This window comes from Bacteroides sp. D1 (genome assembly GCF_000157095.2).
Classification (GTDB): Bacteria; Bacteroidota; Bacteroidia; order Bacteroidales; family Bacteroidaceae; genus Bacteroides; species Bacteroides xylanisolvens.
In genome coordinates, this window is record NZ_JH114342.1 from 161,362 (window position 1) to 187,070 (window position 25,709).

At 42.9% G+C, this 25,709-nt stretch carries 21 protein-coding genes; 12 read left to right on the forward strand and 9 right to left on the reverse strand.

Annotated features, from left to right (window positions below):
• The first annotated feature begins 28 nt into the window (after positions 1-28).
• The 9 genes from BSAG_RS11180 (at position 29) to BSAG_RS11140 (ending at position 10,627) form a co-directional block, all read left to right on the forward strand.
• Positions 29-463, forward strand: a complete 435-nt coding sequence (locus tag BSAG_RS11180; RefSeq protein WP_004315303.1) for a hypothetical protein — start codon at positions 29-31, stop codon at positions 461-463.
• Positions 447-1,586 (forward strand): F0F1 ATP synthase subunit A, encoded by a 1,140-nt coding sequence (atpB, locus tag BSAG_RS11175; protein WP_004315302.1) that lies wholly within the window; start codon positions 447-449, stop codon positions 1,584-1,586. The genes BSAG_RS11180 and atpB overlap by 17 nt, the downstream gene beginning before the upstream one ends.
• Positions 1,587-1,697: 111 nt before the next feature.
• On the forward strand, positions 1,698-1,955 hold the full coding sequence (gene atpE / locus BSAG_RS11170) for an ATP synthase F0 subunit C (protein ID WP_004295758.1): 258 nt from the start codon (positions 1,698-1,700) through the stop codon (positions 1,953-1,955).
• A gap of 121 nt (positions 1,956-2,076) precedes the next feature.
• The gene (gene atpF, locus BSAG_RS11165; protein ID WP_004315301.1) at positions 2,077-2,580 is read left to right on the forward strand and encodes a F0F1 ATP synthase subunit B; all 504 of its coding nucleotides are present in this window, start codon (positions 2,077-2,079) and stop codon (positions 2,578-2,580) included.
• Between the two features lie 5 nt (positions 2,581-2,585).
• Positions 2,586-3,146 carry a F0F1 ATP synthase subunit delta gene (locus tag BSAG_RS11160; RefSeq protein WP_004315300.1) on the forward strand — a complete coding sequence of 187 codons (561 nt, stop codon included), beginning with the start codon at positions 2,586-2,588 and terminating at the stop codon, positions 3,144-3,146.
• Positions 3,146-4,729, forward strand: coding sequence for a F0F1 ATP synthase subunit alpha (gene atpA / locus BSAG_RS11155; RefSeq protein ID WP_004315299.1), 1,584 nt, complete (start codon positions 3,146-3,148; stop codon positions 4,727-4,729). The genes BSAG_RS11160 and atpA overlap by 1 nt, the downstream gene beginning before the upstream one ends.
• Before the next feature lie 112 nt (positions 4,730-4,841).
• Positions 4,842-5,738 (forward strand): F0F1 ATP synthase subunit gamma, encoded by an 897-nt coding sequence (locus BSAG_RS11150; protein ID WP_004315298.1) that lies wholly within the window; start codon positions 4,842-4,844, stop codon positions 5,736-5,738.
• Positions 5,739-5,891: 153 nt separating this feature from the next.
• Entirely contained in the window at positions 5,892-7,835 is a 1,944-nt protein-coding gene (locus BSAG_RS11145; RefSeq protein ID WP_008770639.1) for an LruC domain-containing protein, read from the forward strand.
• 185 nt (positions 7,836-8,020) lie between these two features.
• Entirely contained in the window at positions 8,021-10,627 is a 2,607-nt protein-coding gene (locus BSAG_RS11140) for a helix-turn-helix domain-containing protein (protein WP_004315296.1), read from the forward strand.
• Between the two features lie 95 nt (positions 10,628-10,722).
• On the opposite strand, the gene BSAG_RS11135 is transcribed toward BSAG_RS11140, so the two are convergent.
• The 3 genes from BSAG_RS11135 to BSAG_RS11125 form a co-directional block, all read right to left on the reverse strand.
• Positions 10,723-11,343, reverse strand: a complete 621-nt coding sequence (locus tag BSAG_RS11135; RefSeq protein WP_004315295.1) for a lysine exporter LysO family protein — start codon at positions 11,341-11,343, stop codon at positions 10,723-10,725.
• 65 nt (positions 11,344-11,408) lie between these two features.
• Positions 11,409-11,684, reverse strand: a complete 276-nt coding sequence (locus BSAG_RS11130; protein WP_004315294.1) for a LysO family transporter — start codon at positions 11,682-11,684, stop codon at positions 11,409-11,411.
• A 568-nt stretch (positions 11,685-12,252) separates the two neighbouring features.
• Complete coding sequence (locus BSAG_RS11125; protein WP_004315293.1) at positions 12,253-13,185, reverse strand: SDR family oxidoreductase; 933 nt, start codon at positions 13,183-13,185, stop codon at positions 12,253-12,255.
• Positions 13,186-13,390: 205 nt separating this feature from the next.
• On the opposite strand from BSAG_RS11125, the gene BSAG_RS11120 reads away from it, so the two are divergent.
• The gene (locus BSAG_RS11120; protein WP_004315292.1) at positions 13,391-14,560 is read left to right on the forward strand and encodes an RtcB family protein; all 1,170 of its coding nucleotides are present in this window, start codon (positions 13,391-13,393) and stop codon (positions 14,558-14,560) included.
• 284 nt (positions 14,561-14,844) lie between these two features.
• Here the strand turns inward: BSAG_RS11120 and BSAG_RS11115 are convergent, their stop codons facing one another.
• The 3 genes from BSAG_RS11115 to BSAG_RS11105 all read right to left on the reverse strand — a co-directional run bounded on the left by BSAG_RS11115 (position 14,845) and on the right by BSAG_RS11105 (position 18,373).
• Positions 14,845-16,119, reverse strand: a complete 1,275-nt coding sequence (locus tag BSAG_RS11115; protein WP_008018007.1) for a clostripain-related cysteine peptidase — start codon at positions 16,117-16,119, stop codon at positions 14,845-14,847.
• Between the two features lie 421 nt (positions 16,120-16,540).
• Positions 16,541-17,440 (reverse strand): helix-turn-helix domain-containing protein, encoded by a 900-nt coding sequence (locus BSAG_RS11110; RefSeq protein WP_008770644.1) that lies wholly within the window; start codon positions 17,438-17,440, stop codon positions 16,541-16,543.
• Positions 17,441-17,470: 30 nt separating this feature from the next.
• Positions 17,471-18,373: a helix-turn-helix domain-containing protein gene (locus tag BSAG_RS11105; RefSeq protein WP_004315289.1), complete on the reverse strand. Its 903-nt coding sequence runs from the start codon at positions 18,371-18,373 to the stop codon at positions 17,471-17,473.
• A gap of 205 nt (positions 18,374-18,578) precedes the next feature.
• Here BSAG_RS11105 and BSAG_RS11100 point away from each other — a divergent pair, with 205 nt between their 5' ends.
• A complete protein-coding gene (locus BSAG_RS11100) occupies positions 18,579-19,595 on the forward strand; it encodes an SDR family oxidoreductase (protein ID WP_004315288.1) in 1,017 nt (338 codons plus the stop codon).
• Between the two features lie 105 nt (positions 19,596-19,700).
• Here BSAG_RS11100 and BSAG_RS11095 read toward each other — a convergent pair whose 3' ends face one another.
• The 3 genes from BSAG_RS11095 to aspT all read right to left on the reverse strand — a co-directional run bounded on the left by BSAG_RS11095 (position 19,701) and on the right by aspT (position 23,784).
• Positions 19,701-20,252 (reverse strand): hypothetical protein, encoded by a 552-nt coding sequence (locus BSAG_RS11095; protein WP_004315287.1) that lies wholly within the window; start codon positions 20,250-20,252, stop codon positions 19,701-19,703.
• Between the two features lie 171 nt (positions 20,253-20,423).
• A complete protein-coding gene (gene aspD / locus BSAG_RS11090) occupies positions 20,424-22,067 on the reverse strand; it encodes an aspartate 4-decarboxylase (RefSeq protein WP_004315286.1) in 1,644 nt (547 codons plus the stop codon).
• A 22-nt stretch (positions 22,068-22,089) separates the two neighbouring features.
• Positions 22,090-23,784 (reverse strand): aspartate-alanine antiporter, encoded by a 1,695-nt coding sequence (aspT, locus tag BSAG_RS11085; RefSeq protein ID WP_004315285.1) that lies wholly within the window; start codon positions 23,782-23,784, stop codon positions 22,090-22,092.
• Positions 23,785-23,953: 169 nt separating this feature from the next.
• Here aspT and BSAG_RS11080 point away from each other — a divergent pair, with 169 nt between their 5' ends.
• Positions 23,954-25,621 carry a formate--tetrahydrofolate ligase gene (locus BSAG_RS11080; RefSeq protein WP_004315284.1) on the forward strand — a complete coding sequence of 556 codons (1,668 nt, stop codon included), beginning with the start codon at positions 23,954-23,956 and terminating at the stop codon, positions 25,619-25,621.
• Positions 25,622-25,709: the final 88 nt, after the last annotated feature.

Below are 25,709 nucleotides of genomic sequence, written 5' to 3' on the forward strand. Positions count from 1 at the left end.
TAATAACCTTACAGAAAAACACAGTAACATGATGAATATTAGTAAAACTAAACGGAGCTTTATCTGTTGGCATACCTTATTTGCAGTGATTAGTGCGGCGCTCGGAGCTGTTATCCTACACTTCGCTCTGCCGGGGCATTATTTCGGAGGGTATCCGTTTATACCGGTTTATTTTTACTTCTTCGGGTTGGCCAGCATCTATATGTTCGACGCTTGCCGGCGGCACGCTCCGCAGAGATTGTTACTGTTGTATTTGGCAATGAAGATGATAAAGATGATTCTTTCGCTGATTCTGGTCTTGATTTATTGCCTTGCTGTACGCGAAGAAGCTAGAGCTTTTTTACTGACGTTTATCTCGTTCTATTTGATATATCTGATATTCGAAACCTGGTTTTTCTTCTCTTTTGAGATGAACCAGAAACGGAAAAAGAAAAATAAGAAGAAACATGAAACAGTTGCATAACATAGTAGCTCCGTTGATTCTGTTCTGCCTGATGGCAGCGGTCAATTTGCCGGTTCTTGCGCAAGAGCAAGAGGGGGAAACAGTGGCGCAGCAGACGCAGGACGAGATTACTCCGAAGGAGGAACAGGAGAACACGGTTGATGTGAAAGAAATTGTGTTCGGGCATATCGGCGACTCCTACGAATGGCATATTACAACATGGGGTAACACGCATATTACTATACCGTTACCTATTATTGTTTATAGTAGCACTTCAGGTTGGCATACGTTCCTTTCTTCCCGTCTCGAAGAGAATGGAGGTACGTATGAAGGACTTTCCATCGCTCCCGCAGGAAGCAAGTATGAAGGCAAACTGGTAGAGTATGACGCCGCAGGCGAACAGGTTCGCCCCTGGGATATTTCCATTACGAAAGTGACGTTTGCCTTGCTGTTCAACAGCGTATTATTGCTCGTTATCGTGTTGTGCGTGGCACACTGGTACAGGAAACGTCCGCAAGGAGCCAAAGCACCGGGAGGATTTATCGGATTCATGGAGATGTTCATTATGATGGTGAACGACGACATCATCAAGAGTTGTGTCGGACCCAACTACCGGAAGTTTGCGCCATATCTGCTGACAGCGTTCTTTTTCATCTTTATCAATAACATGATGGGATTGATTCCGTTTTTCCCCGGAGGCGCGAATGTGACGGGAAATATCGCTATCACGATGGTGCTGGCAGTCTGCACGTTCCTCGCAGTCAATATCTTCGGTACGAAACATTATTGGAAAGATATTTTCTGGCCCGATGTACCTTGGTGGCTGAAAGTGCCTGTGCCGATGATGCCGTTCATCGAGTTCTTCGGAATCTTTACGAAACCGTTTGCTTTGATGATCCGTCTTTTTGCCAATATGCTGGCCGGACACATGGCGATGCTGGTGCTCACCTGCCTGATCTTTATCTCGGCAAGCATGGGGCCTGCGCTGAACGGCACGCTCACAGTGGCTTCCGTATTGTTCAACATCTTTATGAATGCGCTTGAGCTGCTGGTGGCTTTCATTCAGGCTTACGTATTTACGATGTTGTCGGCAGTGTTTATCGGACTGGCACAGGAAGGGGCCAAAGTGAAAACAGAAGAATAATCAATGAAACGCGGTGAAAACGTGACTGAATAAATACGGAATAAACGCGCGGAATGAGGAATTAAATAATAAAAACAAGAGAAAATATAAACCATTTTAAAACTGAAAATTATGTTACTATCAGTATTGTTACAAGCCACTGCAGCAGCAGTAGGAGTTAGTAAATTAGGTGCAGCTATCGGTGCAGGTCTTGCAGTAATCGGAGCTGGTTTGGGTATTGGTAAGATTGGTGGTTCGGCAATGGAAGCTATCGCACGCCAGCCGGAAGCATCGGGAGACATTCGTATGAACATGATTATCGCCGCCGCCTTGATTGAAGGTGTGGCCCTGTTGGCGGTAGTAGTTTGTCTGTTGGTGTTCTTCCTCTAATCAGGTATATAACAAGCGGATTTCGCAGGCGTAAAACCCTGTTTCTAAATGGGAGAGATCCTCATGCAATGGGCAGCCGCGAAATCGTAAATTGTAAATCGTAAAATCGTAAATAAAGATTATGTCATTACTATTACCTGATAGTGGCCTGCTGTTCTGGATGTTTCTCTCATTCGGGATTGTGTTCGTGATATTGGCGAAATACGGCTTCCCCGTCATCATCAAGATGGTGGAAGGCCGTAAGACCTATATCGACCAGTCTTTGGAGGTGGCGAGGGAAGCTAATGCCCAGTTGTCTAAATTGAAACAAGAAGGCGACGCATTGGTGGCAGCCGCCAACAAAGAGCAAGGACGCATCTTGAGGGAAGCAATGGAAGAACGTGACAAGATTGTTCACGAGGCCCGTAAACAAGCCGAAATTGCCGCACAAAAAGAACTTGATGCGGTGAAACAACAAATCCAGATGGAGAAAGACGAAGCAATCCGCGACATCCGTCGCCAGGTGGCCGTGCTTTCTGTTGACATCGCCGAGAAAGTGCTCCGCAAGAGTCTTGAGGACAAGGATGCACAGATGGGCATGATCGACCGCATGCTGGATGAAGTACTAACCCCGAATAAGAACTAAGGAAGATGGAAGTCGGAATACTCTCAATGCGTTATGCAAAAGCTATCATTGAATACGCACAGGAAAAAGGTCTGGAAGACAGGTTGTATCAGGAGTTTCTGACCCTGTCGCACAGCTTTTGTGAACAGCCCGGTCTTCGCGAAGCGCTTGATAATCCTGTCATCACGACCAAGGAAAAGTTGGCGTTAGTCTGCACAGCTGCCGATGGTGACGGTAAATCGACCAGAGAGTTTGTCCGTTTTATCACTTTGGTACTGCGAAACAGGCGTGAAGGCTATCTGCAATTTATTAGCCTGATGTATCTGGATCTCTACCGGAAGCTGAAACATATCGGAACCGGCAAATTGATTACGGCCGTTCCCGTCGATAAAGAGACGGAAGACCGGATCCGGTCGGCTGCCGCACATATCCTGCATGCCCAGATGGAGCTGGAAACGGTGATAGATCCTTCTATCGAAGGTGGGTTTATCTTTGATATCAACGACTATCGGTTGGATGCAAGCGTTGCCACGCAGTTGAAGCGAGTGAAACAACAATTTATTGATAAGAATAGGAGAATTGTATAATGTCTGAAAATATAAGAGTAAGCGAAGTATCCGATATATTGCGCAAGCAGCTCGAAGGAATCAATGCCAATGTGCAACTTGACGAAATCGGTACGGTGCTCCAGGTGAGTGACGGCGTAGTGCGTATCTATGGACTACGGAACGCCGAGGCCAATGAATTGCTGGAGTTTGACAATGGTATCAAAGCAATCGTGATGAACCTCGAAGAGGACAACGTGGGTGCTGTACTGTTGGGCCCGACGGACAAAATCAAAGAAGGATTCGTCGTGAAGCGTACCAAACGTATCGCCTCCATCCGTGTAGGAGAGGGCATGCTGGGACGTGTGATTGACCCGCTGGGCGAACCGCTCGACGGCAAAGGATTGATTGGCGGCGAACTGTATGATATGCCTTTGGAACGGAAAGCTCCGGGAGTAATCTATCGTCAGCCTGTGAACCAGCCGTTGCAGACCGGATTGAAGGCTGTGGACGCCATGATTCCTATCGGCCGCGGACAGCGTGAGTTGATTATCGGCGACCGCCAGACGGGAAAGACTGCCATTGCGATTGATACGATTATCAACCAACGCACTAACTTCTTGGCAGGCGACCCTGTATATTGTATCTATGTAGCTATTGGTCAGAAGGGTTCTACCGTTGCTTCTATCGTTAATACGCTTCGTGAGTACGGAGCACTGGACTACACGGTGGTTGTAGCTGCCACGGCTGGTGACCCGGCTGCGTTGCAGTATTACGCTCCGTTTGCAGGTGCTGCCATCGGCGAGTATTTCCGTGATACCGGCCGTCATGCGTTGGTGGTTTATGATGACCTTTCCAAACAGGCGGTGGCTTATCGTGAGGTTTCGCTGATTCTTCGTCGTCCGTCTGGTCGTGAGGCTTATCCGGGTGATATCTTCTATCTGCACTCCCGTCTGTTGGAACGTGCTGCCAAGATTATCAGTCAGGAAGAAGTGGCACGCGAAATGAACGATCTCCCGGAAAGTCTGAAGGGGATTGTGAAAGGTGGCGGCTCGCTCACAGCATTGCCTATCATCGAAACGCAAGCAGGTGACGTATCGGCTTATATCCCGACGAACGTGATTTCTATCACCGACGGACAGATATTCCTTGAGACTGACTTGTTCAACCAGGGTACGCGTCCGGCTATCAACGTCGGTATCTCCGTATCCCGTGTAGGTGGTAATGCGCAGATTAAGGCTATGAAGAAGGTGGCCGGAACATTGAAGATTGACCAGGCGCAATATCGCGAGTTGGAAGCCTTCTCCAAGTTCAGCAGCGACATGGACCCGATTACTGCCCTGACTATTGATAAAGGACGTAAGAACGGACAATTATTGATTCAACCACAATACAGCCCGATGCCCGTAGAGCAGCAGATTGCTATCCTCTACTGTGGTACGCACGGACTTCTACATGATGTCCCATTGGATAAGGTGCAAGACTTTGAACGCAGTTTCATCGAATCTCTGCAACTGAATCATCAGGAGGATGTATTGGACATACTGAAAACGGGCGTGATCGACGATAACGTGATTAAAGCTATCGAAGAGACTGCCGCTATGGTGGCGAAACAGTACTTATAATAGTGATTAGTTGGTTAGTGATAAGTGATTAGCTTACTGTCACCAACCACTAACCGCCAACTATTAATCACTATCACCAACTATTAATAATTAACCACTAACCAATAAAAAAATGGCTTCACTGAAAGAAGTAAAAACCAGAATAAATTCGGTAAAAAGTACCCGAAAAATCACTTCAGCAATGAAGATGGTGGCTTCTGCCAAATTACACAAGGCACAAGGAGCCATTGAGAATATGCTGCCTTATCAGAAGAAGTTGAACAAGATTCTGACTAACTTCCTAAGCGCGGACCTGCCCATCGAATCTCCTTATGTGCAGGAGCGTGAAGTGAAGCGTGTAGCAATCGTCGTCTTTTCTTCAAACACTTCTCTTTGTGGTGCTTTCAACGCCAACGTCATCAAAATGATGATGCAAACGCTCGGAGAGTTCCGCACCTTGGGACAGGATAATATCTTGATATTCCCAATTGGCAAGAAGGTGGATGAAGCGGTCAAACGAATGGGATTCAAACCGCAGGAGACTTCTCCGACGCTCTCCGACAAGCCGACGTATCAGGAGGCTGCCGAATTGGCTCACCGACTGATGGATATGTATGTGGCAGGAGAAGTGGACCGCGTGGAAATAATCTATCATCACTTCAAGTCAATGGGGGTACAGATTCTTCTCCGGGAGACGTATCTCCCCATTGATATGACGAATGTGGTAAGTGAAGAGGACAGCATGAATAAGGAGGAGGTAGAGGAGCATGAAATTGCCAATGATTATATCATCGAACCGAACGCGGAAGAATTGATCGCCAGCTTAATACCAACAGTATTGAGCCAGAAGATTTTTACCGCTGCCGTCGACTCTAATGCATCGGAACATGCTGCACGTACCCTAGCTATGCAAGTGGCTACGGACAATGCAAACGAGCTGATTCAGGATTTGACAAAGCAGTACAATAAGAGTCGTCAGCAAGCAATTACGAATGAGTTGCTGGATATTGTAGGGGGGACAATGAAATAGATTCCAAGGATTAATAACAATATTTTTTGATTCGGTATCCCATTTTTAAGATAAGCCTTAAAAATGGGATATTTGTATATATATTTGTGGCATAATTAGGCTTGATTATGGGTTTATGCCTAGACAAAACAAACTTAAAAATATATATAGATTATGAGAATTAAGCATTTATTGAACTTTTTCGTTGCAACGGTATTTATCGGTGTGGCAGTAGGATGTGCAGAAAAGGATTTGTATGATCCTAATTATGGGAAAGAACCTGTAAAAGGTCCTGAAGAATATTTCGGATTCGAAACATGTGGAGATGTGTCGCTTGATGTGAATTATGCATTACCCGGATTTGCGGCTCTTATTGAAGTCTATGACATTGATCCGATGGAAATTGTGGATAATACACCTGTAAAAAAACAAGGAGTGGAAGCTTTATTCAAGATTTACACAGATGAAAGCGGAAAGTTTAATGGAAAGATGAATATTCCCACTTCTGTAAAATCGATATACCTATATACGGAAAGTTGGGGATTGCCAAGGTGTATGCCATTGGAAATAAAGGATGGTATGGTTAGTTTTGATATGTCAAATATAGGAGCTTCTACTGTAAAAGCAAAAAATAATACACGGTCTTATGGTTTTCAAGGGACGGTTCCTTATGTCTTGAATGGAAATAATAAACTATATTCCTTATGTAAATGGGGAGAGGGAGGAAGTCTTGACAGTAAATATATGTCATTTGAAGAGAACGTTGGTGATGAAACGGTTGGAAGTTTGACGCAACGTTTGAAGAATTTCTTTAATCCTGATGGAATAGCGAATGTTGATAATATGAATTTAGTCACCCAATCCAGAACTACAAATATTACGGTAACACAAGATGGGACTGCATTGGATGTTATTTTCCTGAATCGGGATGCCATGTATAATAATTCGTTCGGGTATTATTATTATAAAACATCTAAGGAACCTGATATGCGCGGAATGTCAGATATGAAGAAGTATATCATATTTCCAAATGTTTCTTTCTCTGTATATGGAGGTCAGTTGCCTATTTTGAAATGTGGCAGTAAAGTACGTTTGCTCTATTTTGATGAACAAGGTAATGCTAAAGAGGAATTTCCAGCCGGTTATACGGTAGGATGGTTTATGTATGCTGATGGATATAATCAGAGTGAGAATGAAATTGATATAACAAAACAAGTTGCATCAGGTTTCTCTAATTTATTAGCTTCTAATCAGGTGTTGGGACAGCAGCGACAGAATTTTGTATCTGTAAAGGACGAGACAAGCGGCAAGGTTATTATCGGAGTAGAAGATGGGGCAAATAATAGTTATTGTGATCTTTTATTCTATGTAAATGCATCAAAAACTATTGAGGAACCCAATGACAGACCTGTTATAACTCCGGATGATGGAAATGAACCAGAAAAACCGGATGTAACTGAAACGAAGACCGGCACATTAGCTTTTGAAGATATATGGCCTGGCGGTGGAGATTATGATATGAATGACGTAATCGTAGAATATAATCGTGCCGTATCTTTTGATAAAAAGAACCAGGTAACTAAAATTGTAGATACATTTACTCCTGTACATGATGGTGCAGTGTTTGCGAATGCTTTTGCTTATCAGGTAGATAAGGGACAATTCGGTAAAATGACTTTTTCCGCTACTACGGAAGGGATACATACGGAATCTGCAACATCTTCTATTATTGTTTGTCCGAATGTGAAGCAAGCTATTCAAAAAGTATATACTATAACCCGTGAATTTACAGGCGGTTCTTTCAATAAGAAAGATTTAAAGTCATATAATCCTTATATCATAGTGAAGTATGCCGAAGGGCAAAAAGGTCGTACAGAAGTGCATCTGCCTAAGCATGAGGCGACATCTCTTGCGGACTTGTCTTTAGCAGGTACCCAAAAGGATGCTTATTACATAGATAAAGAAGGAGCTTATCCGTTTGCTATTGATATTCCTATCTTGAACTTTATTTCAGTAACTGAAAAAAAGAGTATTGATACCGAATATCCTAACTTTAAAGCTTGGGCAGATTCTAAAGGAGAAAAATATACGGATTGGTATAACAATCATGTAAATTAACTCTCAAAGCATATAACACAACATTTGGTGTTTTTATTGTTCTCTCGTCCCGGTCGTTATTTAATGAAAACGACCGGGACTTTCTTTTATCCGATTGCTTCTCATCTCTACCAGAAAAAGTTTGCTACTTTTATTTCAATCTCTATATAGTTTTCTGTACCTTTGCACAAAACAATATAACTTTCATGGAAAATAACCCGGAACTGCAGCTAGCTTGGCAGTTCATAGAAAATACAGGCACACATTTATTTCTTACCGGAAAAGCCGGAACCGGAAAAACGACATTTCTTAGACGATTGAAAGAACACACCCCCAAGCGCATGGTTGTATTAGCACCGACAGGGATCGCGGCCATCAATGCGGGAGGAGTAACGATTCATTCTTTCTTTCAGTTGTCTTTTGCCCCTTTTGTGCCGGAAACTACCTTTAATTCTTCCCAAACGCATTACCGTTATAGTAAAGAAAAGCGGAACATAATTCGTAGCATGGATTTGCTCGTTATTGATGAGATCAGTATGGTGCGTGCCGATTTGTTGGATGCGGTGGATGCAACCCTGCGGCGGTATCGTGATAGAGAGAAACCATTTGGCGGGGTGCAACTGTTGATGATTGGAGATTTGCAGCAATTGGCTCCTGTCGTGAAAGATAATGAATGGGAACTGTTGAGGAAGCATTACGAAACCCCTTATTTCTTTGCGAGCCATGCGTTGAAAGAAACGGTATATATGACCATTGAGCTTAAAAAAGTCTACCGGCAGAGTGACACATTCTTCCTGTCTTTATTAAATAAAATCCGGGAAAATAAGGCCGATGATGAAGTGTTGAATGAACTGAACCGTCGTTATCAGCCCGGTTTCCAGCCACAAAAAGAAGAAGGATATATTCGGCTGACGACACATAATTATCAGGCACAGAAAGTAAATGACCGTGAACTAGCATCTTTGTCCGGCAAGGCGTATCATTTTCGTGCCGAGATAGAAGGAGATTTCCCTGAATATTCGTACCCTGCGGATGAACTCCTGACAATAAAGGAAGGAGCACAAATTATGTTCCTTAAGAATGATTCATCGTCCGAGAAACGATATTATAACGGTATGATTGGTGAGGTGGTCACTGTTAATGATGCAGGTATTATCGTGCGGGGGAAGGGGAATAAATCAGAATTTCAGTTGTTGCCGGAAGAGTGGGGAAATTATAAGTACGTGCTGAATGAGGAAACAAAGGAAATCACGGAAGTGATAGAAGGAACGTTCCGCCAATATCCTATCCGTCTGGCATGGGCCATTACGATACATAAAAGTCAGGGGTTGACGTTCGAGCGTGCCATTATTGATGCACGTAACTCTTTTGCGCACGGACAGACTTATGTGGCGTTGAGCCGTTGCAAGACTTTGGAAGGGATGGTGTTGGAGTCTCCTTTGCGGAGGGAAGCCATTATTAGTGATGCTACGGTGGATAATTTCACCAAAGCGGTAGAGCAGAATAAGCCGGGCAGTCAGCAGTTGAACGATATGCAAAAGGCGTATTTCTTTGATTTGTTGAGTGATTTGTTTAATTTCTATTCGATCGATCAGGCTTATAAACGATTGCTTCGTTTGATAGATGAAGATTTGTATAAGCTCTTTCCGAAGCAGTTGGCAGAATATAAGGCATTGGAACCTCGCATCAAAGAGAAAATAGTGGAAGTGTCCCAGCGTTTTCGTAACCAGTATACCCGGTTGATACATGAGAGTGAAGACTATGCGACGAATCAGGAGTTACAGGAGCGGATTCGTTCCGGGGCCGGATATTTTCATAAAGAGTTGGCGCCGATTCGGGCTTTGTATAATAAGACTAATATGCCTCTTGATAATAAAGAGTTGAGAAAGCTGTTGGCAGAACGTATGCAGGCGTTGGATGATGCGTTGTGGATTAAAGAGTCTTTGTTGGAGGCTGTGTCTGCGAGAGAGAGATTCGCTATTACGGATTATTTGAAGTTGAAGGCTAAAGTAATGTTGAGTCTTGAGGATGATTCTTCCTCTTCCGGTTCTTCGAAAGCGTTGAAAGAAAAGAAAGAACGGAAGGAACGGAAAGAACGGACACGTAGCGGTGCTGAAAAGGTGAAAGTGGAAGTGCCTACGGATATTCTGCATCCGGGGCTTTATCGTGCTCTGGCTGAATGGAGGACAGCTAAAACACGTGAGGTGAATCTTCCTGCGTATGTCATTATGCAGCAGAAAGCGTTGATGGGAATTGTGAATCTGCTACCGGATAATCCAAGAGCTCTGGAAGCGATACCCTATTTCGGAGCAAAAGGGGTGGAAAAGTATGGACTTGAAATATTAGGCATTGTCCGTAAGTATATGGCGGAGAATCAATTGGAAAGACCGGAAATAATGGATATGCTCATCTCTGATAATAGGGAAGCCGCAAGCCGGCGGGAAGAGCTGAAGCAACGGAAAGAGGAAGAAAAACAGAAGAAGGAAGCAGAGAAACAGAAAAAAGAAGCGGAGAAGGAGAAGAAAAAAGATACAAAATTAGTCAGCTATGAAATGTTCTGCCAGGGAATGAGCATAGATGAAATTGCCAAAGCTCGCGAATTGGTATCGGGAACCATTGCTGGACATCTGGAATATTATGTCCGTTTGGGAAAAATTAAAGTGGAGAAAGTAGTGAAAGCTGAAAATCTGGCGAAGATTCGTAAGCATCTGGAAGAACATGAATACATGGGAATATTTGCCATTAAAGCAGCATTAGGAGACGATGTCTCCTATGCTGATATAAAGTTTGTATTGGCTGTTTCCGGGCATTAACTAATTATCTTTAGACCTAGCCCCAAACATAAAAATATCTCTGTCTTTCGTTCACAATGCTCATTCTTGCTCTTGTCAAACCATCGCAAGCAATGTCAGAGATTACAGAAAAAAGAAACAAAAACAGGAACACTGATATCAATCAGAATACCGTGTAAGATAGCGATGGGAATCATTTCTTTTCCCGAATATCTGCTGATGGAGGGCAGGAGTACATCCATCGAATTGACTCCTGCCGCTGAAATAGGAGCCAGTTTCCCGAAATACTTCTTGATGATTGGAGTACCGAGAAGTGCCATCATCTCACGGAAAATATTAGTCAGCAGTGCGATAGTTCCTAATTCCGTAGCCAGTTGCAGCCCGATAGAAGGCTCTTTGAACTGGGTGATAAGGATAGAAGAAAGCGAATAGTATGCGAATCCGCTTCCCACTGCCATACAGTCGAACACGCTCCATTGGCGCAATAGCAGGCTTGCTAAAGCAGAAAACAGCAACGTCCCGATAATCGTTCCCAACGGAATCAATAGCATTTTAGGGTGCAAATGCGACACAATCGCTTTCAGGTTCTTATTAGAACCGATACTGATTCCCACTTGCAGCATTAACGCATAAAGTATATACATCGAAACAGTGTGCGTATCAAACTGGAACTTGTTGAAAGCTCCCATGACACAACCTACACAAAAGAATAATATAACGATCAAACTTCCTTTCATTGTTCACCTCCTTCTTGAATAAACGCGTCTTTTTCCTCTTAAAAGAAATTAGCCTCCTTTTTTTATTATTCGCCTCCTTTTCTAAAAAACAATTGCAGTACCAAACGGGCAGCGATCAGGCTTCCCAATACACCGGACACGGCAAGAACAATTGCCTGCCATCCGAATTTACCGAGATTGTTTACAATCAGGCTATTAGAACCGATAGACACACCGAGAATGAAGAGTAACAAGAATATTGTAAGAGAAATTGTCTTTTCTGTCTTTTGCAAGATACTCCAGTTACGCAATACATAACCGATGCCGATTCCTAAAAACATAGTAGATATAATAGAGAACATAATGTATATATTTTTGGTTAGGTTAAACTGATTATTGACAACACACGAGAGAATTTTCAAAGAAGATGATACATCTGCTTGAAAATCGGAAAGGAATACTGCTGTGAATAGTGAAACAAGTCAGCAGATAGTTCCAGTTAAGAAATAATAGGGTAATTTAGATGAATCCACTGAACCAATGTACATGCACGCAGCAAGACTTACAGAAAGTCGGTATTCCTGCAAGAAAAAGATTAGCGTTATGTAGTTGTAATGTTTGATTCATCATTGGGCTTTTTTGATTTTGGTGCAAAGATAATAACTTATTGCATATTTTCAAAATAAATATGCAATAAATAAAGCGAAAGAATTATTCGGAATGAAATAGATTGTTGTAAAAAGTAGTATTGTTTCCAATTCTACCACTGTCTTCAATTTGGGCACTATCCCGCATTTTGTGTAAATAGCCACTGTTCACCATTTGAGGACTCTCTTATTATATAAATAGAAACCACAGAATTCCTCTTGTAGTTTTCTGTTTACGTAAAATGATGGATAATCCTTGAATAATTGGTAATCTGTCTCTTCCTTATAAATGTTCCCAGTTAGCAAGAACTTCTTTTAGCTTCTGTGGCTCGTATCCAAGCATTGTTCGTGCTTTATCGATACTCATTCCACTAAAACGGGGACGGGGAGTGGTTTCATTCATTTCCTCGGTCGTGACAGGATGGATAAGAGAGCGATCCAGTCCCATATAATCTGCTACCTGATAAGCAATCTCCGCGATACTCATACACTCATCGCCGCAAATGTGAAAGATACCGTTCGTTGGATGTGCTATCAAACGCTGTACACCATCCGATACGTCTCCAACATAAGTCGGTGTCCTCCATTGATCGGATACGACACGGATTTCTTGCCCGGCTTTCAAACGGTTCATTACCAACTGGACGATATTACCGTGTTGTCCCGGCAGCGCTCTGCCATAAACGATTGCTACACGGATAATGGCAAAACTGCTGCAAGTTTCTGCCACTTTCTCTTCTCCTTTCCACTTGGTATATCCGTAATAGTTGACGGGAGCGGGGACGTCTTCTTCTGTGTACAACAGTCCGGCATCTTCATTTATCTTTTCATCGAAAACAAACATCTTTCCATCGAAAACAAAATCCGTCGATAGATGAATGAACCGGCTTTTATATTCTTCGCAAAAAACAGCCAGTTGGCTCACTGCGGTCACATTGGTAAGATAAGCCTCTTCATGATGCGTCTCGCAATAATCCGGTACGGACAGGGCGGAACAATTAATGACCACATCAGGCTGAACCTCCTCAAAAAGACGCTTAATGTCCGCTTCATTCCGTATATCTGTTTCAATGAAACGATATTTCCCTGCATCATTCGGAAGAATATCCGGATGCAGAGAGCACCCCGTTACCTTATATTGTGTATGAACAGATAAATCATTCAATATTTGGCGTCCGGTGAATCCATTGGCGCCGATAATCAATATCTTCTTCATTAGGTTCTATTATATATAGTGTTATAGATATCAAGGCGCCATATCCGGACTTTTTGATTATACAATCATTGCGGAGACACGACTTTTTTGCATATATTTCTACAAAAATAGAAAATAATATCCATTGCGCAAATAGATTTCGTACTTCCCATCTTACTTTGCTCCCGATAACGAGATTTATATGAATGGATAAAAGAAAAGAAGTATGGAAAAAGTAATTATGGGAACACGTTTGCCCGCTAAGCTTTGGTTGAATGAAGTAGAAGACTCTTGTATGTCGCAGATTATGGATTTGACTTCACTTCCTTTTGCGTTTAAACATATTGCCATCATGCCTGATGCCCATACGGGAAAAGGAATGCCAATTGGCGGTGTGTTGGCTACGAAGGGTGTGATTGTTCCCAATGCTGTGGGAGTGGATATCGGTTGTGGAATGTGTGCGATTAAGACCAATCGAAAAGCGGAAGATTTTAGTTATACGGATTTGACTTCCATCATGTCGAAGATTCGTGCGGCCATTCCCTTGGGATTCGACCACCATACTAAAAAGCAAGATCAGGAGTTACTTCCACAAGGATTCGACCTTGAGGAGATGCCTATATTGAAGAATCAGTACGAGGCTTGTTTGAAGCAGATAGGAATCTTGGGAGGAGGAAACCACTTTATTGAGATTCAGAAAGATACCGAAACGTCTGATGTGTGGGTGATGATTCACTCCGGAAGCCGTAACATTGGTTTGAAGGTTGCCAATCACTATAATAAGATTGCGCAATATTGGAATGAGAAATGGTATTCTGAAATGGTATCGGGACTGGCTTACCTGCCAATGGAGACGCAGATGGCAAAGGATTATTTCCGTGAAATGAACTACTGTGTGGCCTTTGCCTTTGCTAACCGTCAGTTGATGATGACCCGTATCTGTGAAGCCATCCAGGCTGTGAAACCTGAAACGGACTTTGAGCCTATGATTAATATTGCCCACAACTATGCAGCCTGGGAGAACCATTTCGATCAGGATGTGATTGTGCACCGAAAAGGAGCTACGCGTGCCTATGAAGGTGAGATTGGTATTATCCCCGGATCTATGGGTACTAAATCCTATATCGTTGAAGGACTGGGTAATCCGGAGAGCTTCAAAAGCTGTTCGCATGGTGCCGGCCGATTGATGGGAAGAAAAGATGCCTGTCGCCGTTTGTCACTGGATGAAGAGAAAGAGCGAATGAACCAGCAAGGAATCATTCACGGACTCCGTTCGCAGGATGAACTGGATGAAGCGCCGGGAGCTTATAAAGATATTGCGCAAGTGATAGCGAATGAGCGGGATTTGGTGAAGCCGTTGGTGGAACTTGCTCCAATGGCAGTTATTAAAGGGTGATTGACAGATGTACCAAGAAGAGGAAAGCAAAGGCAATTTGGAGTATAGACATAAAAAAAGGAGCAACGCCTTGCTCCAACCTTTGTTAACCTTAAATCTAATACTATGAAAAACACATTGCAAAGATACGGACTATTGCGAAACTAGCAAATAATCCAAGAAAAAAAGTATGTTTTATAACATTGATTAAGAATTTGTATTCTCGAATCTATTTTTATTAAGAGATTTGACTGATCACAGACAAGAGTAAAGCCTCCATTATCGTACTATTTCTTTTAGTAGCCTTAATGAGTGGCAACATACCACGCTGTTTCGTTCTTTTTCAAAGCAGCTGCACTGGTGCTTGGATCAGAAATAGTGATGCCGGAGAAAGTATTGATTTTTTTTCGTTCTCCATAATAGGAGGATATTGCTGTAAAATAATACTCCGTATTCTTTTTATATGGAACTGTGCGTTTCAGTTGTTCGTTGAATTGCTCTAATAAATCAGGATCGGAGCATAGCTTTGCAACATAATCACCACAATCAAAGAATATGGAAGGTTTATATCCGTCTAAACTCTGCAAAGAAGAAATTAATTCTTCGTTAAACGTATAACGTTGATTTATTTCTTTCATAATGGCCGCCAGATTATCCACTTCCGAGCAATCTGTGACACTGATTGTTCCGCAGGGAGTGACATAATTTGAATAAAAAGAATAGAAACCATCACAAATCTTTTCATAATCTATGTTTCCTATTAAGTACTGGCCAATCTTGTCGTATGGCATGCCATAAGCCATAATTTCACTTGTGGATGCTATCAAGTGACTTGTTACGTTTTTGAGATCATAAGCAACCTCTACTGTCGACATATAGCAGTCGTCGAAAAGGATATACTCCATCTTCAATCCTGCGCTCGATATTCCTTCGGCAAGTGTAGTAATATCCGTCTGATACTTGGATTCTCTGCCTCCGAAGAGACGTGTCATAGGTGCATTTCCATATTCCCAATGTTTTTTGACTGTTTGCAGGCTACTACGTGATTGCGTTTTTGATACGGGGATCCATCCCATCCCGTGGCATCCGATAATCATTGCATATCGTTTGGCGGGAGAGTAGGTCTGTATATCATTCAGGATAGAAGTGATACCCTCGGCCGTTGTATAGCTGGGAGTCGGATAATTATAGCTTTTTAAAGCCTTCTGCACAGCTGCGCCTTTTTCGTAAGAAAGCTCATAGAGAGTGGCTTTGGTAGCCGTTGTACATATAAATACGAGAACCCGCTCGTTTTTCAATATATTCTGTCCGATAATACTTTTCAGATCAGCAATATTCTGATAGAAAAAGGAAGTCAGGTCAGTCGACCAGGGCAGATACATAAATACAGTTTGTTCATTATCCGAACGAACCACCGGGTCGGTAGGATCAGGATCTGTCGGATCAGTGTTATCCGTCTGCCTTGTGTTGGGAGATGTAGAAACCGGATCTTCTTTCTCACACGAAATCATGCCGAAAGAAAGAAATAATACGAAGAGGATTGATTTCATCAGACGATAATATTGTTGCATTGTTTCCATTATTCTACAAGGATTAAATTTTCTTTTTATATATAACGTAAAAAGAGAACTTTTTGATTTGCTTTACCGGGACATAATTGATACATCTCTCTTTGCAAAGTTACTGAAAAATAGCGTAATTCCAATACCGTCATTGATAAGAAAGAACAACTGTCCGGGAAATGGTATCTTAGGAAGTTAAAGAGGAGAGTTGACGTATGGACATAAAAAAAGGAGCAACGCCTTGCTCCAACCTTTGTTAACCTTAAATCTAATACTATGAAAAACACATTGCAAAGATACGGACTCTTGGGAAATTAGCAAATAATCCAAGCAAAAAAGTATGTTTCATAACATAGATTAAGAATTGGATATTTCAATTCAAATTTTATTAAGACTTTTTTGTTGCTTTGTCGTCCTCCAATCCTTTTAGATTTCATTTCTAGTTAGGTACTCTGAAATCATTCGGAGAGCAACCGGTAACTTTCTTGAATAGCCGGCTGAAATACTGCGGATTCTGGAAACCCAGTTCTTGTGTTATCTGATTAACTGTTTTATCAGTATTCAGCAACCAGTATTTGGCAATCTCGAAACGTTTGAACTCGATGTATTCTTTAAAAGATTTACCCGTTTCGTGCTTCAGCAAGTCGTTGAAATATTCAGGAGATAAATGAAGCACGTTAGCGCAATACTCATTTGAAAGCACATCGACAGCTGGTACCGGCTTCGTTTCGAAATGGTTATTTATGATTTTATCAAATTGCTTGATAATCTTTTTATTCACTTCGTTACGTGTAATGAATTGGCGTTCGTAGAAACGTACACAGTAATCCAGCAATAGCTCTATATATTTGGAAACTATTTTTTTGCTGTGGCGATCAATACAACGTTCGAGTTCTTGGTTGATTCTGTCCATAAATTCCAGAATGATCTGTTTCTCGCGCAATGATATATGCAGTGCCTCTTCAGGCTGATAAGAGAAGAAAGTATAGTTATCTATATTAAGTCCGAGCGGAGTGCCACAAATCAGATCGGGATGAAAAGCCAATATCCATCCTTTAGAGGGAAATCTTTTATTCTTTTCTTTCATACTGATAGACTCTCCGGGAGCCAGGCAGATCAAAGTACCGTCCGAGAAATCATAATACTGGTGACCATACACATAGGCCTCACATTTACACTCACTCAATAGAATCGTATAAAAGTCGAACTTGATGTCCGTATGAGGCGACAAGTCAGCCTTTGAGAGATCAATGACACTCACCAGTGGATGTAGTGTTTTGCTTCCCAGACAACAATTGCATTGATGCACGGTTCCTATTTTGAGTACTTTATCTCCCATGATGTTGAGACTCCTGTAGCTAAAAAATGCTTAGTTTCTTTGTTTATATTCGTTCGGGGTGTAACCGACATGCTTTTTAAACAATCGGCTGAAGTGTTGTGGATATTGAAATCCCAGTTCATAAGCCACCTGGCTGACAGTTTGAACACCTTCCAGTATTCTTTCTTTTGCCAGTTCGATAATCCGGCACTGGATATATTCCTGTGCAGTCTTTCCTGTTTCCTTCTTTATCAGGTCTCCGAAATAATTAGGAGAGAGACATGCCTTGTCTGCAAAATATTTCACGGATGGCAGTCCTTCGGTTATTGCCACCTGATTCTGGAAGTATTCGTCCAGCAATTGCTCGAATTTTACGATAATATCTTTGTTCGCCTGATTACGTGTGATAAACTGCCGTTCGTAGAAACGCATACAGTAATCCAGCAGCAGTTCGATGTTTCGCACGATGAGTTGCTTGCTGTGTTTGTCAATAGGATGCTCCAGCTCGATCCTGATTTTATGTATGCAATCAGTTACGATTTCTCTTTCCTGGTCTGAAAGATGCAATGCTTCATTTACCTCGTAAGAGAAAAAAGTATAGTTCTTGATATGCTGTCCTAATGAAGTTCCGCGGATTAAATCGGGATGAAACAAAACGCCGATTGACTTGGTGCGGGGAGCAGGCCTGTTGCGGTTGTCTATTCCGCTCACTTGTCCCGGTGCCATACAAACAACCGTTCCTTCCTGATAATCGTAATTCTTACGCCCATAAGTGAGGTCGCCACATTTTGCATCCTTCAGGAACAAGCAGTAGAATCCGATATTCATACGGATATATTCAACTGACCTAGTGGCTTTTGAGAAGTCGATTACATTCACCAAAGGGTGCAATGTTTCCAGTCCAAACAATTGGTCATACTGATCGACGGTTTCAATTTTTGTTATTTCATCCATATGCTTCTGTTATTAATCTGATACAAAGATAAAACATTTGAAGGTATCTTTTTAATTTCATTCAGCAAATCAGTAATATGGGTATAAGAATCAGTAATCTGTATACTACATAAACTTTCGGGCAGAAAAATAAATGGCAATGATTGCTGGAAGTAAATGATGGAATTGATATATTTGTTCCGGAGAATATAAAAAAACAGGTTTTATGAAAGCATTATTTATTGGAGGTACAGGTACGATCAGTACAGATGTAGTGGCATTGGCGCAACAAAAAGGGTGGGAGATTACTCTCCTAAATCGTGGTTCGAAAAAGATGCCGGAGGGAATTCACAGTATCATTGCGGATATTAATGATGAAGAAGCTGTGGCAAAAGCCATCGTGTCCGAACATTACGATGTGGTTGCACAGTTCATCGGATATACAGCAGAAGACGTGAAGCGTGATATCCGCCTGTTCCAGAATAAAACGCGGCAATATATCTTTATCAGCAGTGCCTCTGCCTACCAAAAGCCATTGGCCGATTACCATATTACCGAAAGCACCCCTTTGGTCAATCCCTATTGGCAGTATTCCCGTAACAAGATAGAAGCGGAAGAAGTGCTGATGGCAGCCTATCGCACAAACGGTTTCCCCGTTACAATCGTCCGTCCCAGCCATACCTACAACGGAACAAAACCTCCCGTATCTGTACATGGCGATAAGGGAAACTGGCAGATCCTAAAACGAATCCTTGAAGGTAAACCTGTTATTATCCCCGGCGACGGTTCTTCTTTGTGGACATTGACTCACTCTAAAGATTTTGCCAAAGGTTATGTAGGACTGATGGCGAACCCTCATGCCATTGGGAACGCTTTTCATATCACTACCGATGAAAGCATGACCTGGAATCAGATTTATCAAACCATTGCCGACGCGTTGGGTAAACCTCTGAATGCATTACACGTAGCCTCCGATTTCCTTGCCAAGCATAGCGATCATTATGATTTCAGAGGTGAACTGTTAGGAGATAAAGCAGTTACGGTAGTCTTTGATAACTCGAAGATAAAGCGGTTGGTTCCTGATTTTATATGCAATACTTCCATGGCAGACGGATTACGACAAGCCGTACACTATATGCTTTCCCATCCGGAATCACAAATACCCGATCCGGAATTTGATTCATGGTGTGATCGTATTGCCAACGCAATAAGTGCGGCAGATAAGGCCTTCGAGCTTTCCTAATTCTGTGCCGAACTTACTTGATTTAATTCCGGACTGTCTGATCTAATCTATAGGACTACTTGGTTTTATTTCAGACTTCCGGGGTTTTATATTGAAGTACCTTATTTAATAAGGCGCGTTTCGTCCTTGTTGCACTTCGATTCGTATTCCGAAATTACCATTTGCCGATTTCAGTTCGAATGCTCCCCGGAAATTATTTCTTTCCCAAGGCATAGCACTGCGGTTAGGCACTCGCCAGCCATCCTTATCATAATCTCCGTAGGTATTGATTCTCATTCCGTTTTTCAGTTTGAAAGACCCCATCTGCATAAACTGTGGAGAAGAGGACAATCCCCAACCATATCCAAAGCCGGAAAAACCGGAGAAGCTAGAGAAAGAAGACGAAGAAAAAGAATCAGTGAATCCTTGCGAATAAGTAACGTCTGTATTTAAACGAAAGAGCTGATTATAATCTTTCGTCATATTAGGCATCTCTAAATTAAACTTGGGAAGTTCGGGAGTCGCTACATTCATTAACCCCATATCCAGCAGAAAGCCACCAAACTCTTTAATATTGGTGGATGGAGCACGACGAATACTATCGGAAGGAATTTCCGACTGTGCGGATGCAAAACCGACCGATAATATCAGCGAAAGAAATAGAATCAGTTTTTTCATCTTCGTAAAGGTTGATTTACCACAAAGATAGAGATTTTCAATCTGACTATTCGCTTCCGTTATGTTTTCTTAGAAAAAAACTATCTTTTCAGTTATTTACGATTAGGCGATTTACAATGTACGATTGAGGTTACTATCCTCAATCATACGATCGTAAATCGTCTAATCAGTTCATTCTTTTGATGCTTTCCATGTTTGGGCATATTCTTCCAACACACACTTGATGCTTTGTCCGATTTTCACATAATCGGCTTCATTCAGATTAGCCAGTGACACACGCACACTCCATTTCGGTCCGGCAAAGCCACCGCCATTCAACAGTACGAGTGAAGTTTCGTTTGCCAGACGGAAAACCACATCCAGCGGATTGTATGTCTTTTGCAGATAAGCAACGAAGTCATCTCCGTAGAATTTCTTCGCCCATACCAGCATATCAATCTCCGAATAATATCCGGCACGCAGCGGATCTTCTACCAATGTGAACCCTGTGTTATCCCACAACGCATGCAGGCGGCGATGAATAATTTCCTGCATCTTGGCTTTATAACTGTCTTCTTTATCCAGAAGCGAGAAGATAGCAAACAAACTCATCTGCATTTGTTGAGGTAGAGAAAGCCCTGCGGTATGATTCAGCGCAATCTGCCGGCTGTCAGCCACCATGCGGTCGATAAATTTCATCTTTTCCGGTTGCAGGCTAAGACTGGAATAACGTTTGTTCAATATTGATTTCTGCTCCTCCGACAGGCGGGCAATCATTTTGTCGTAGATGTTGTCTTCGTGTAAAGCAATCACTGCGGTTCTCCATCCCGTAGCTCCGAAATATTTGGAGAACGAATAAACGCAAAGCGTATTGTGTGGCAATTCTGCCATCAATGAACGGAAATGAGGGATAAACGTTCCATACACATCATCCGTAATAATCATCAGGTTCGGATTGTCATTCTTCACAATGTTGATGATACGTTCGGTAGTCTCCCTGCTAAGTGCGTAACTGGGCGGATTACTCGGATTGGTGATAAATAACGCTTTGATCCGCGGGTCTTTCAACTTGTCTATATCTTCATCCTTATACTGCCAGGTGTGCAATCCGTCAGGAGTCATCTGGTCGGCGGAAATTTCGGTAACGTCAAACTGATAGCGTCGCAATTCCGGGATTTCTATATAAGGAGTAAACACGGGAATCATCAAAGCAATGGCATCTCCCTGATTCAACAGGAAATTCTCTTGCAAAGAATCGAACAGATAACACATGGCTGCCGTACCTCCTTCGGTGGCGAAAAGGTCAAAAGTCCCTTTCGGCGGACGGCGGTCACACATCTCTTGTGCCAAGTAATCCTGCACGATTAACTCTGTAAAATGTAAAATACGGTCGGGCACAGGATACTGGTCGCCGATGACCGATTCCGCCCATTCGTGAATCAGCGTATCCGGATCGGCAGCATGCTCCATCAACATATAATTGTAGCCCTCTTTCAGCAGATTAGCACCCGGAGCTTTTTCATTCTCTTTCAGGAAAGCCTCGAAACGGGCGGCTATTCCAGCCTTTTGCGGAATACCTGCTATTCCTTCTTCCAGTGAAAACGCATGGCGACATTCGCAAAGTCCGAATTGTCCCAACAGAAAAAATGCTTCGCGTGGTTCGGTAGCAATCCAGTTCGGATTACCTCTTCCCGCATTCAGCATGGTATGTGCTATTTTCTTAATGCTTTCGTCTGCCATATCGATCAGTTTGTTTTTCAGCTCGAACGGGCTGATCGTTTCCATTTTCTTGGCATAACTTTTCGTAATGGCAGGGTTATTTGTTTTCTTTTCCATAATGATATTTTTTTATATAGTTTTACATAAGCAACACGATGACGACTCCCCAGATAATCAGTAGCGTATTGCCGACTGCATACGTCACTGTATACCCTAATGCAGGTGTATCACTTTCCACTGCATCCTGAATAGCTCCCAGTGCAGCTGTTGTGGTACGTGCTCCTGCCGTGCATCCCAATGAAAGGGCAGGGTGAAACTTGAACAGGTATCTCGCCATCAGCAATCCTGCTAGAAGAGGGATGGCAGTTGCCAGCGCACCGACAATAAACAGACTGACTCCGACTTCCTTGAATCCGGCTATAAAACTGGGACCTGCAGCAATGCCGACCACTGCGATAAACATATTCAGCCCTACATTATTCAATACCCATAAAGAGGGTTCGGGGATACCTCCGAAAGTAGGATGCTTGCTGCGTAACCAACCGAACAGAAGTCCGGCAATCAATGCGCCGCCACTGGTAGAAAGACTGATAGGAACACCTCCCAGATGGATAGCCAGTGCACCGAAAAGACCACCGAGCAAAATGCCCAGCCCGACGAAAATCATATCTGTCTGATTGGTCGGACGGTCAATGTAACCCATTTGTTTGGCAGCGCCTTCCACTTCATGTTTAAGACCGGTGAGCTCGAGAATATCTCCCGAATCCACAACTGTTTTGGATAATACCGGAACATTGATTCCGGCACGCTTGATGTTACGGATACTGACTCCGTGCATAAATTTCTGTGCCCGGATTTTGGCTACCGTTTCCCCGGCAAACGTCCGGTGCGTCACCATTACGGGAAGAGTTTCCGCCGGAAAATCCAATAATTGTGCGTCGATCACTTCCGGACCGATCCAGTCTTCTTCTCCGATTACAAACTCACGGCGTCCGCTTAGTACTACTTCGTCGTTTTTGCGAAGAATCAGGTTCGGATCAACATCTTTCACCACTCCTCTTTGACGAATCCGCTCTACAAACAGCCGTTTATCATTCTTGCATAAATATGTTTCGAGTTCACTGACTTTCTTTCCTTTGCCGAACCATTCATTGGTGATTTTATAGGCACGGAATACCACCGGGCGAAGAGCCGGGGAAAATCCGGGTTCATCAGCTTCCGATGTTCCCATTTGAGCCTCCAGTTCTTTGCAGTCGGCTTTCACCTTATCCAGTCCGCCCAGCATTTTAGGGCCGAGAGAAGCCAGAATCCATGCAGAACCGGCTGTACCGAAGATATAAGTTACAGCGTAAGCTACCGGAATCGCATTGATGAATGTCGCTTTTTGCGCATCGCTGATTCCCAATTGGTTGATTGTATCGCTTGCCACGCCGATCACGGCGGATATGGTCTGTGAGCCTGCCAAAAGTCCGGCAGCTTCCCCTACATGGTATCCCATGATTTTGGCGAGTATCCATGGTGCCACCAGGCTGACAATACACATCAGTACAGCGAATCCCACCTGTGGCAGCCCATCCTTTTTTAATCCACGGAAAAACTGCGGACCTACCTTATAGCCGACGGCAAACAGGAAAAGCAGAAAGAACACAGCTTTCATCGGACCATCCACAGTGATATTCAGTTGCCCGACCAATACTCCGACCAGCAGAACACTGGTGACTGTCCCCAATGAGAATTTTCCTATTTTGAGTCTGCCCAGCCAGAATCCGGCAAAGAGCGTCAGGAAAATAGCAAGTTCAGGGTGTACCCTTAGTTGATTAATAATCCATTCCATAATTAAGTTGTTGTTTTAGGTTATGCCATTTACAACAGTTATTGCGTGAAAAGAGTTTATAGTGTTTATGATAAATAGATATATAAATATCCGATGAACTTTAAATTTCTCTATTTCGCTTTTTTGTTATACTTTTGTTCTTTCAAAAATAAAACTAATCATATTCTGTATGAAATCAGACATAGAAATTGCTCGCAGCATTGAGCTGAAGAAGATTAAGCAAGTTGCCGAAAGTGTCGGAATTCCTCGCGAGGAAGTGGAGAATTATGGCCGCTACATCGCAAAGATCCCTGAACAACTGATTGATGAAGAGAAAGTGAAGAAAAGCAATCTCATCCTGGTCACTGCTATCACGGCAACCAAAGCGGGCATTGGCAAAACTACCGTATCTATCGGTCTTGCTTTGGGACTGAATAAAATTGGAAAGAATGCGATTGTCGCTCTTCGTGAACCGTCTCTCGGTCCTTGTTTCGGAATGAAGGGAGGAGCGGCCGGTGGAGGATATGCACAAGTGCTTCCGATGGATAAGATTAACCTTCATTTCACGGGGGATTTTCACGCCATCACCTCTGCCCATAACATGATTTCGGCATTGCTCGACAATTATCTCTATCAGAACCAGGCAAAAGGTTTCGGATTGAAAGAAATTCTTTGGCGGAGAGTGCTTGATGTGAACGACCGTTCGTTGCGCAGCATCGTTGTCGGTCTTGGACCTAAATCCAACGGGATTACCCAGGAGTCTGGTTTCGATATTACTCCTGCTTCGGAAATTATGGCGATTCTTTGTCTTTCCAAAGATGTGAGTGATTTGCGTCGTCGTATCGAAAACATCCTGTTGGGCTTCACTTATGACGACCAGCCTTTTACCGTAAAAGATTTGGGAGTGGCAGGAGCCATCACCGTGCTATTGAAAGATGCCATCCATCCTAATCTGGTGCAAACTACCGAAGGAACCGCTGCTTTTGTACATGGCGGTCCGTTCGCTAATATTGCGCATGGTTGTAACTCTATTCTGGCCACTAAATTGGCAATGTCTTTCGGCGATTATGTAATCACAGAAGCCGGATTCGGTGCCGATCTTGGTGCGGAGAAGTTCTACAATATCAAGTGCCGCAAGAGTGGACTCCAACCGCGTCTCACGGTGATTGTCGCTACGGCACAAGGATTGAAGATGCACGGAGGTGTCAGTCTCGACCGTATCAAAGAACCGAATATGGAAGGACTGAAAGAAGGATTGCGTAATCTGGACAAACATGTTCGTAATCTTCGTTCATTCGGTCAGACGGTTATTGTAGCTTTCAATAAGTTTGCGTCCGACACCGATGAAGAAATGGAATTGCTGCGTGAGCATTGCGAACAGTTGGGAGTCGGTTTTGCTATCAACAATGCGTTCAGTGAAGGAGGAGAGGGGGCAGTAGACATGGCCCGTCTGGTGGTAGATACAATTGAAAATAATCCGTCCGAACCTCTGCGTTATACATATAAGGAAGAAGATAATATACAGCAGAAGATTGAAAAGGTGGCTACTAATATTTACGGAGCCAGTGTAATTACTTACAGCAGTATTGCACGCAACCGTATCAAACTGATCGAGAAAATGGGCATCACTCATTACCCGGTTTGTATTGCTAAAACACAGTATTCATTCTCTGCCGATCCTAAGATTTATGGCGCGGTGAACAACTTCGAGTTCCATATTAAAGATATTGTAATCAATAACGGAGCTGAAATGATTGTAGCCATTGCCGGAGAAATTCTTCGTATGCCGGGATTGCCTAAAGAACCGCAAGCATTGCATATCGATATTGTGGATGGAGAAATAGAAGGATTGAGCTGATATACACTTAAATATACACTTAAAGAACACTTGTTCTGGCGCTACGTCGGTAAAAATAAATAAATCCCCGTCTTTCCCTATAAAATGA

Excerpts from the sequence above, each read along its gene's own strand:
- BSAG_RS11180 (WP_004315303.1), top strand. The coding sequence starts at position 29 with ATGATGAATATTAGTAAAACTAAACGGAGCTTTATCTGTTGGCATACC.
- atpB (WP_004315302.1), top strand. The coding sequence starts at position 447 with ATGAAACAGTTGCATAACATAGTAGCTCCGTTGATTCTGTTCTGCCTG.
- atpE (WP_004295758.1), top strand. The coding sequence starts at position 1,698 with ATGTTACTATCAGTATTGTTACAAGCCACTGCAGCAGCAGTAGGAGTT.
- atpF (WP_004315301.1), top strand. The coding sequence starts at position 2,077 with ATGTCATTACTATTACCTGATAGTGGCCTGCTGTTCTGGATGTTTCTC.
- BSAG_RS11160 (WP_004315300.1), top strand. The coding sequence starts at position 2,586 with ATGGAAGTCGGAATACTCTCAATGCGTTATGCAAAAGCTATCATTGAA.
- atpA (WP_004315299.1), top strand. The coding sequence starts at position 3,146 with ATGTCTGAAAATATAAGAGTAAGCGAAGTATCCGATATATTGCGCAAG.
- BSAG_RS11150 (WP_004315298.1), top strand. The coding sequence starts at position 4,842 with ATGGCTTCACTGAAAGAAGTAAAAACCAGAATAAATTCGGTAAAAAGT.
- BSAG_RS11145 (WP_008770639.1), top strand. The coding sequence starts at position 5,892 with ATGAGAATTAAGCATTTATTGAACTTTTTCGTTGCAACGGTATTTATC.
- BSAG_RS11140 (WP_004315296.1), top strand. The coding sequence starts at position 8,021 with ATGGAAAATAACCCGGAACTGCAGCTAGCTTGGCAGTTCATAGAAAAT.
- BSAG_RS11135 (WP_004315295.1), bottom strand. The coding sequence starts at position 11,343 with ATGAAAGGAAGTTTGATCGTTATATTATTCTTTTGTGTAGGTTGTGTC.
- BSAG_RS11130 (WP_004315294.1), bottom strand. The coding sequence starts at position 11,684 with ATGTTCTCTATTATATCTACTATGTTTTTAGGAATCGGCATCGGTTAT.
- BSAG_RS11125 (WP_004315293.1), bottom strand. The coding sequence starts at position 13,185 with ATGAAGAAGATATTGATTATCGGCGCCAATGGATTCACCGGACGCCAA.
- BSAG_RS11120 (WP_004315292.1), top strand. The coding sequence starts at position 13,391 with ATGGAAAAAGTAATTATGGGAACACGTTTGCCCGCTAAGCTTTGGTTG.
- BSAG_RS11115 (WP_008018007.1), bottom strand. The coding sequence starts at position 16,119 with ATGGAAACAATGCAACAATATTATCGTCTGATGAAATCAATCCTCTTC.
- BSAG_RS11110 (WP_008770644.1), bottom strand. The coding sequence starts at position 17,440 with ATGGGAGATAAAGTACTCAAAATAGGAACCGTGCATCAATGCAATTGT.
- BSAG_RS11105 (WP_004315289.1), bottom strand. The coding sequence starts at position 18,373 with ATGGATGAAATAACAAAAATTGAAACCGTCGATCAGTATGACCAATTG.
- BSAG_RS11100 (WP_004315288.1), top strand. The coding sequence starts at position 18,579 with ATGAAAGCATTATTTATTGGAGGTACAGGTACGATCAGTACAGATGTA.
- BSAG_RS11095 (WP_004315287.1), bottom strand. The coding sequence starts at position 20,252 with ATGAAAAAACTGATTCTATTTCTTTCGCTGATATTATCGGTCGGTTTT.
- aspD (WP_004315286.1), bottom strand. The coding sequence starts at position 22,067 with ATGGAAAAGAAAACAAATAACCCTGCCATTACGAAAAGTTATGCCAAG.
- aspT (WP_004315285.1), bottom strand. The coding sequence starts at position 23,784 with ATGGAATGGATTATTAATCAACTAAGGGTACACCCTGAACTTGCTATT.
- BSAG_RS11080 (WP_004315284.1), top strand. The coding sequence starts at position 23,954 with ATGAAATCAGACATAGAAATTGCTCGCAGCATTGAGCTGAAGAAGATT.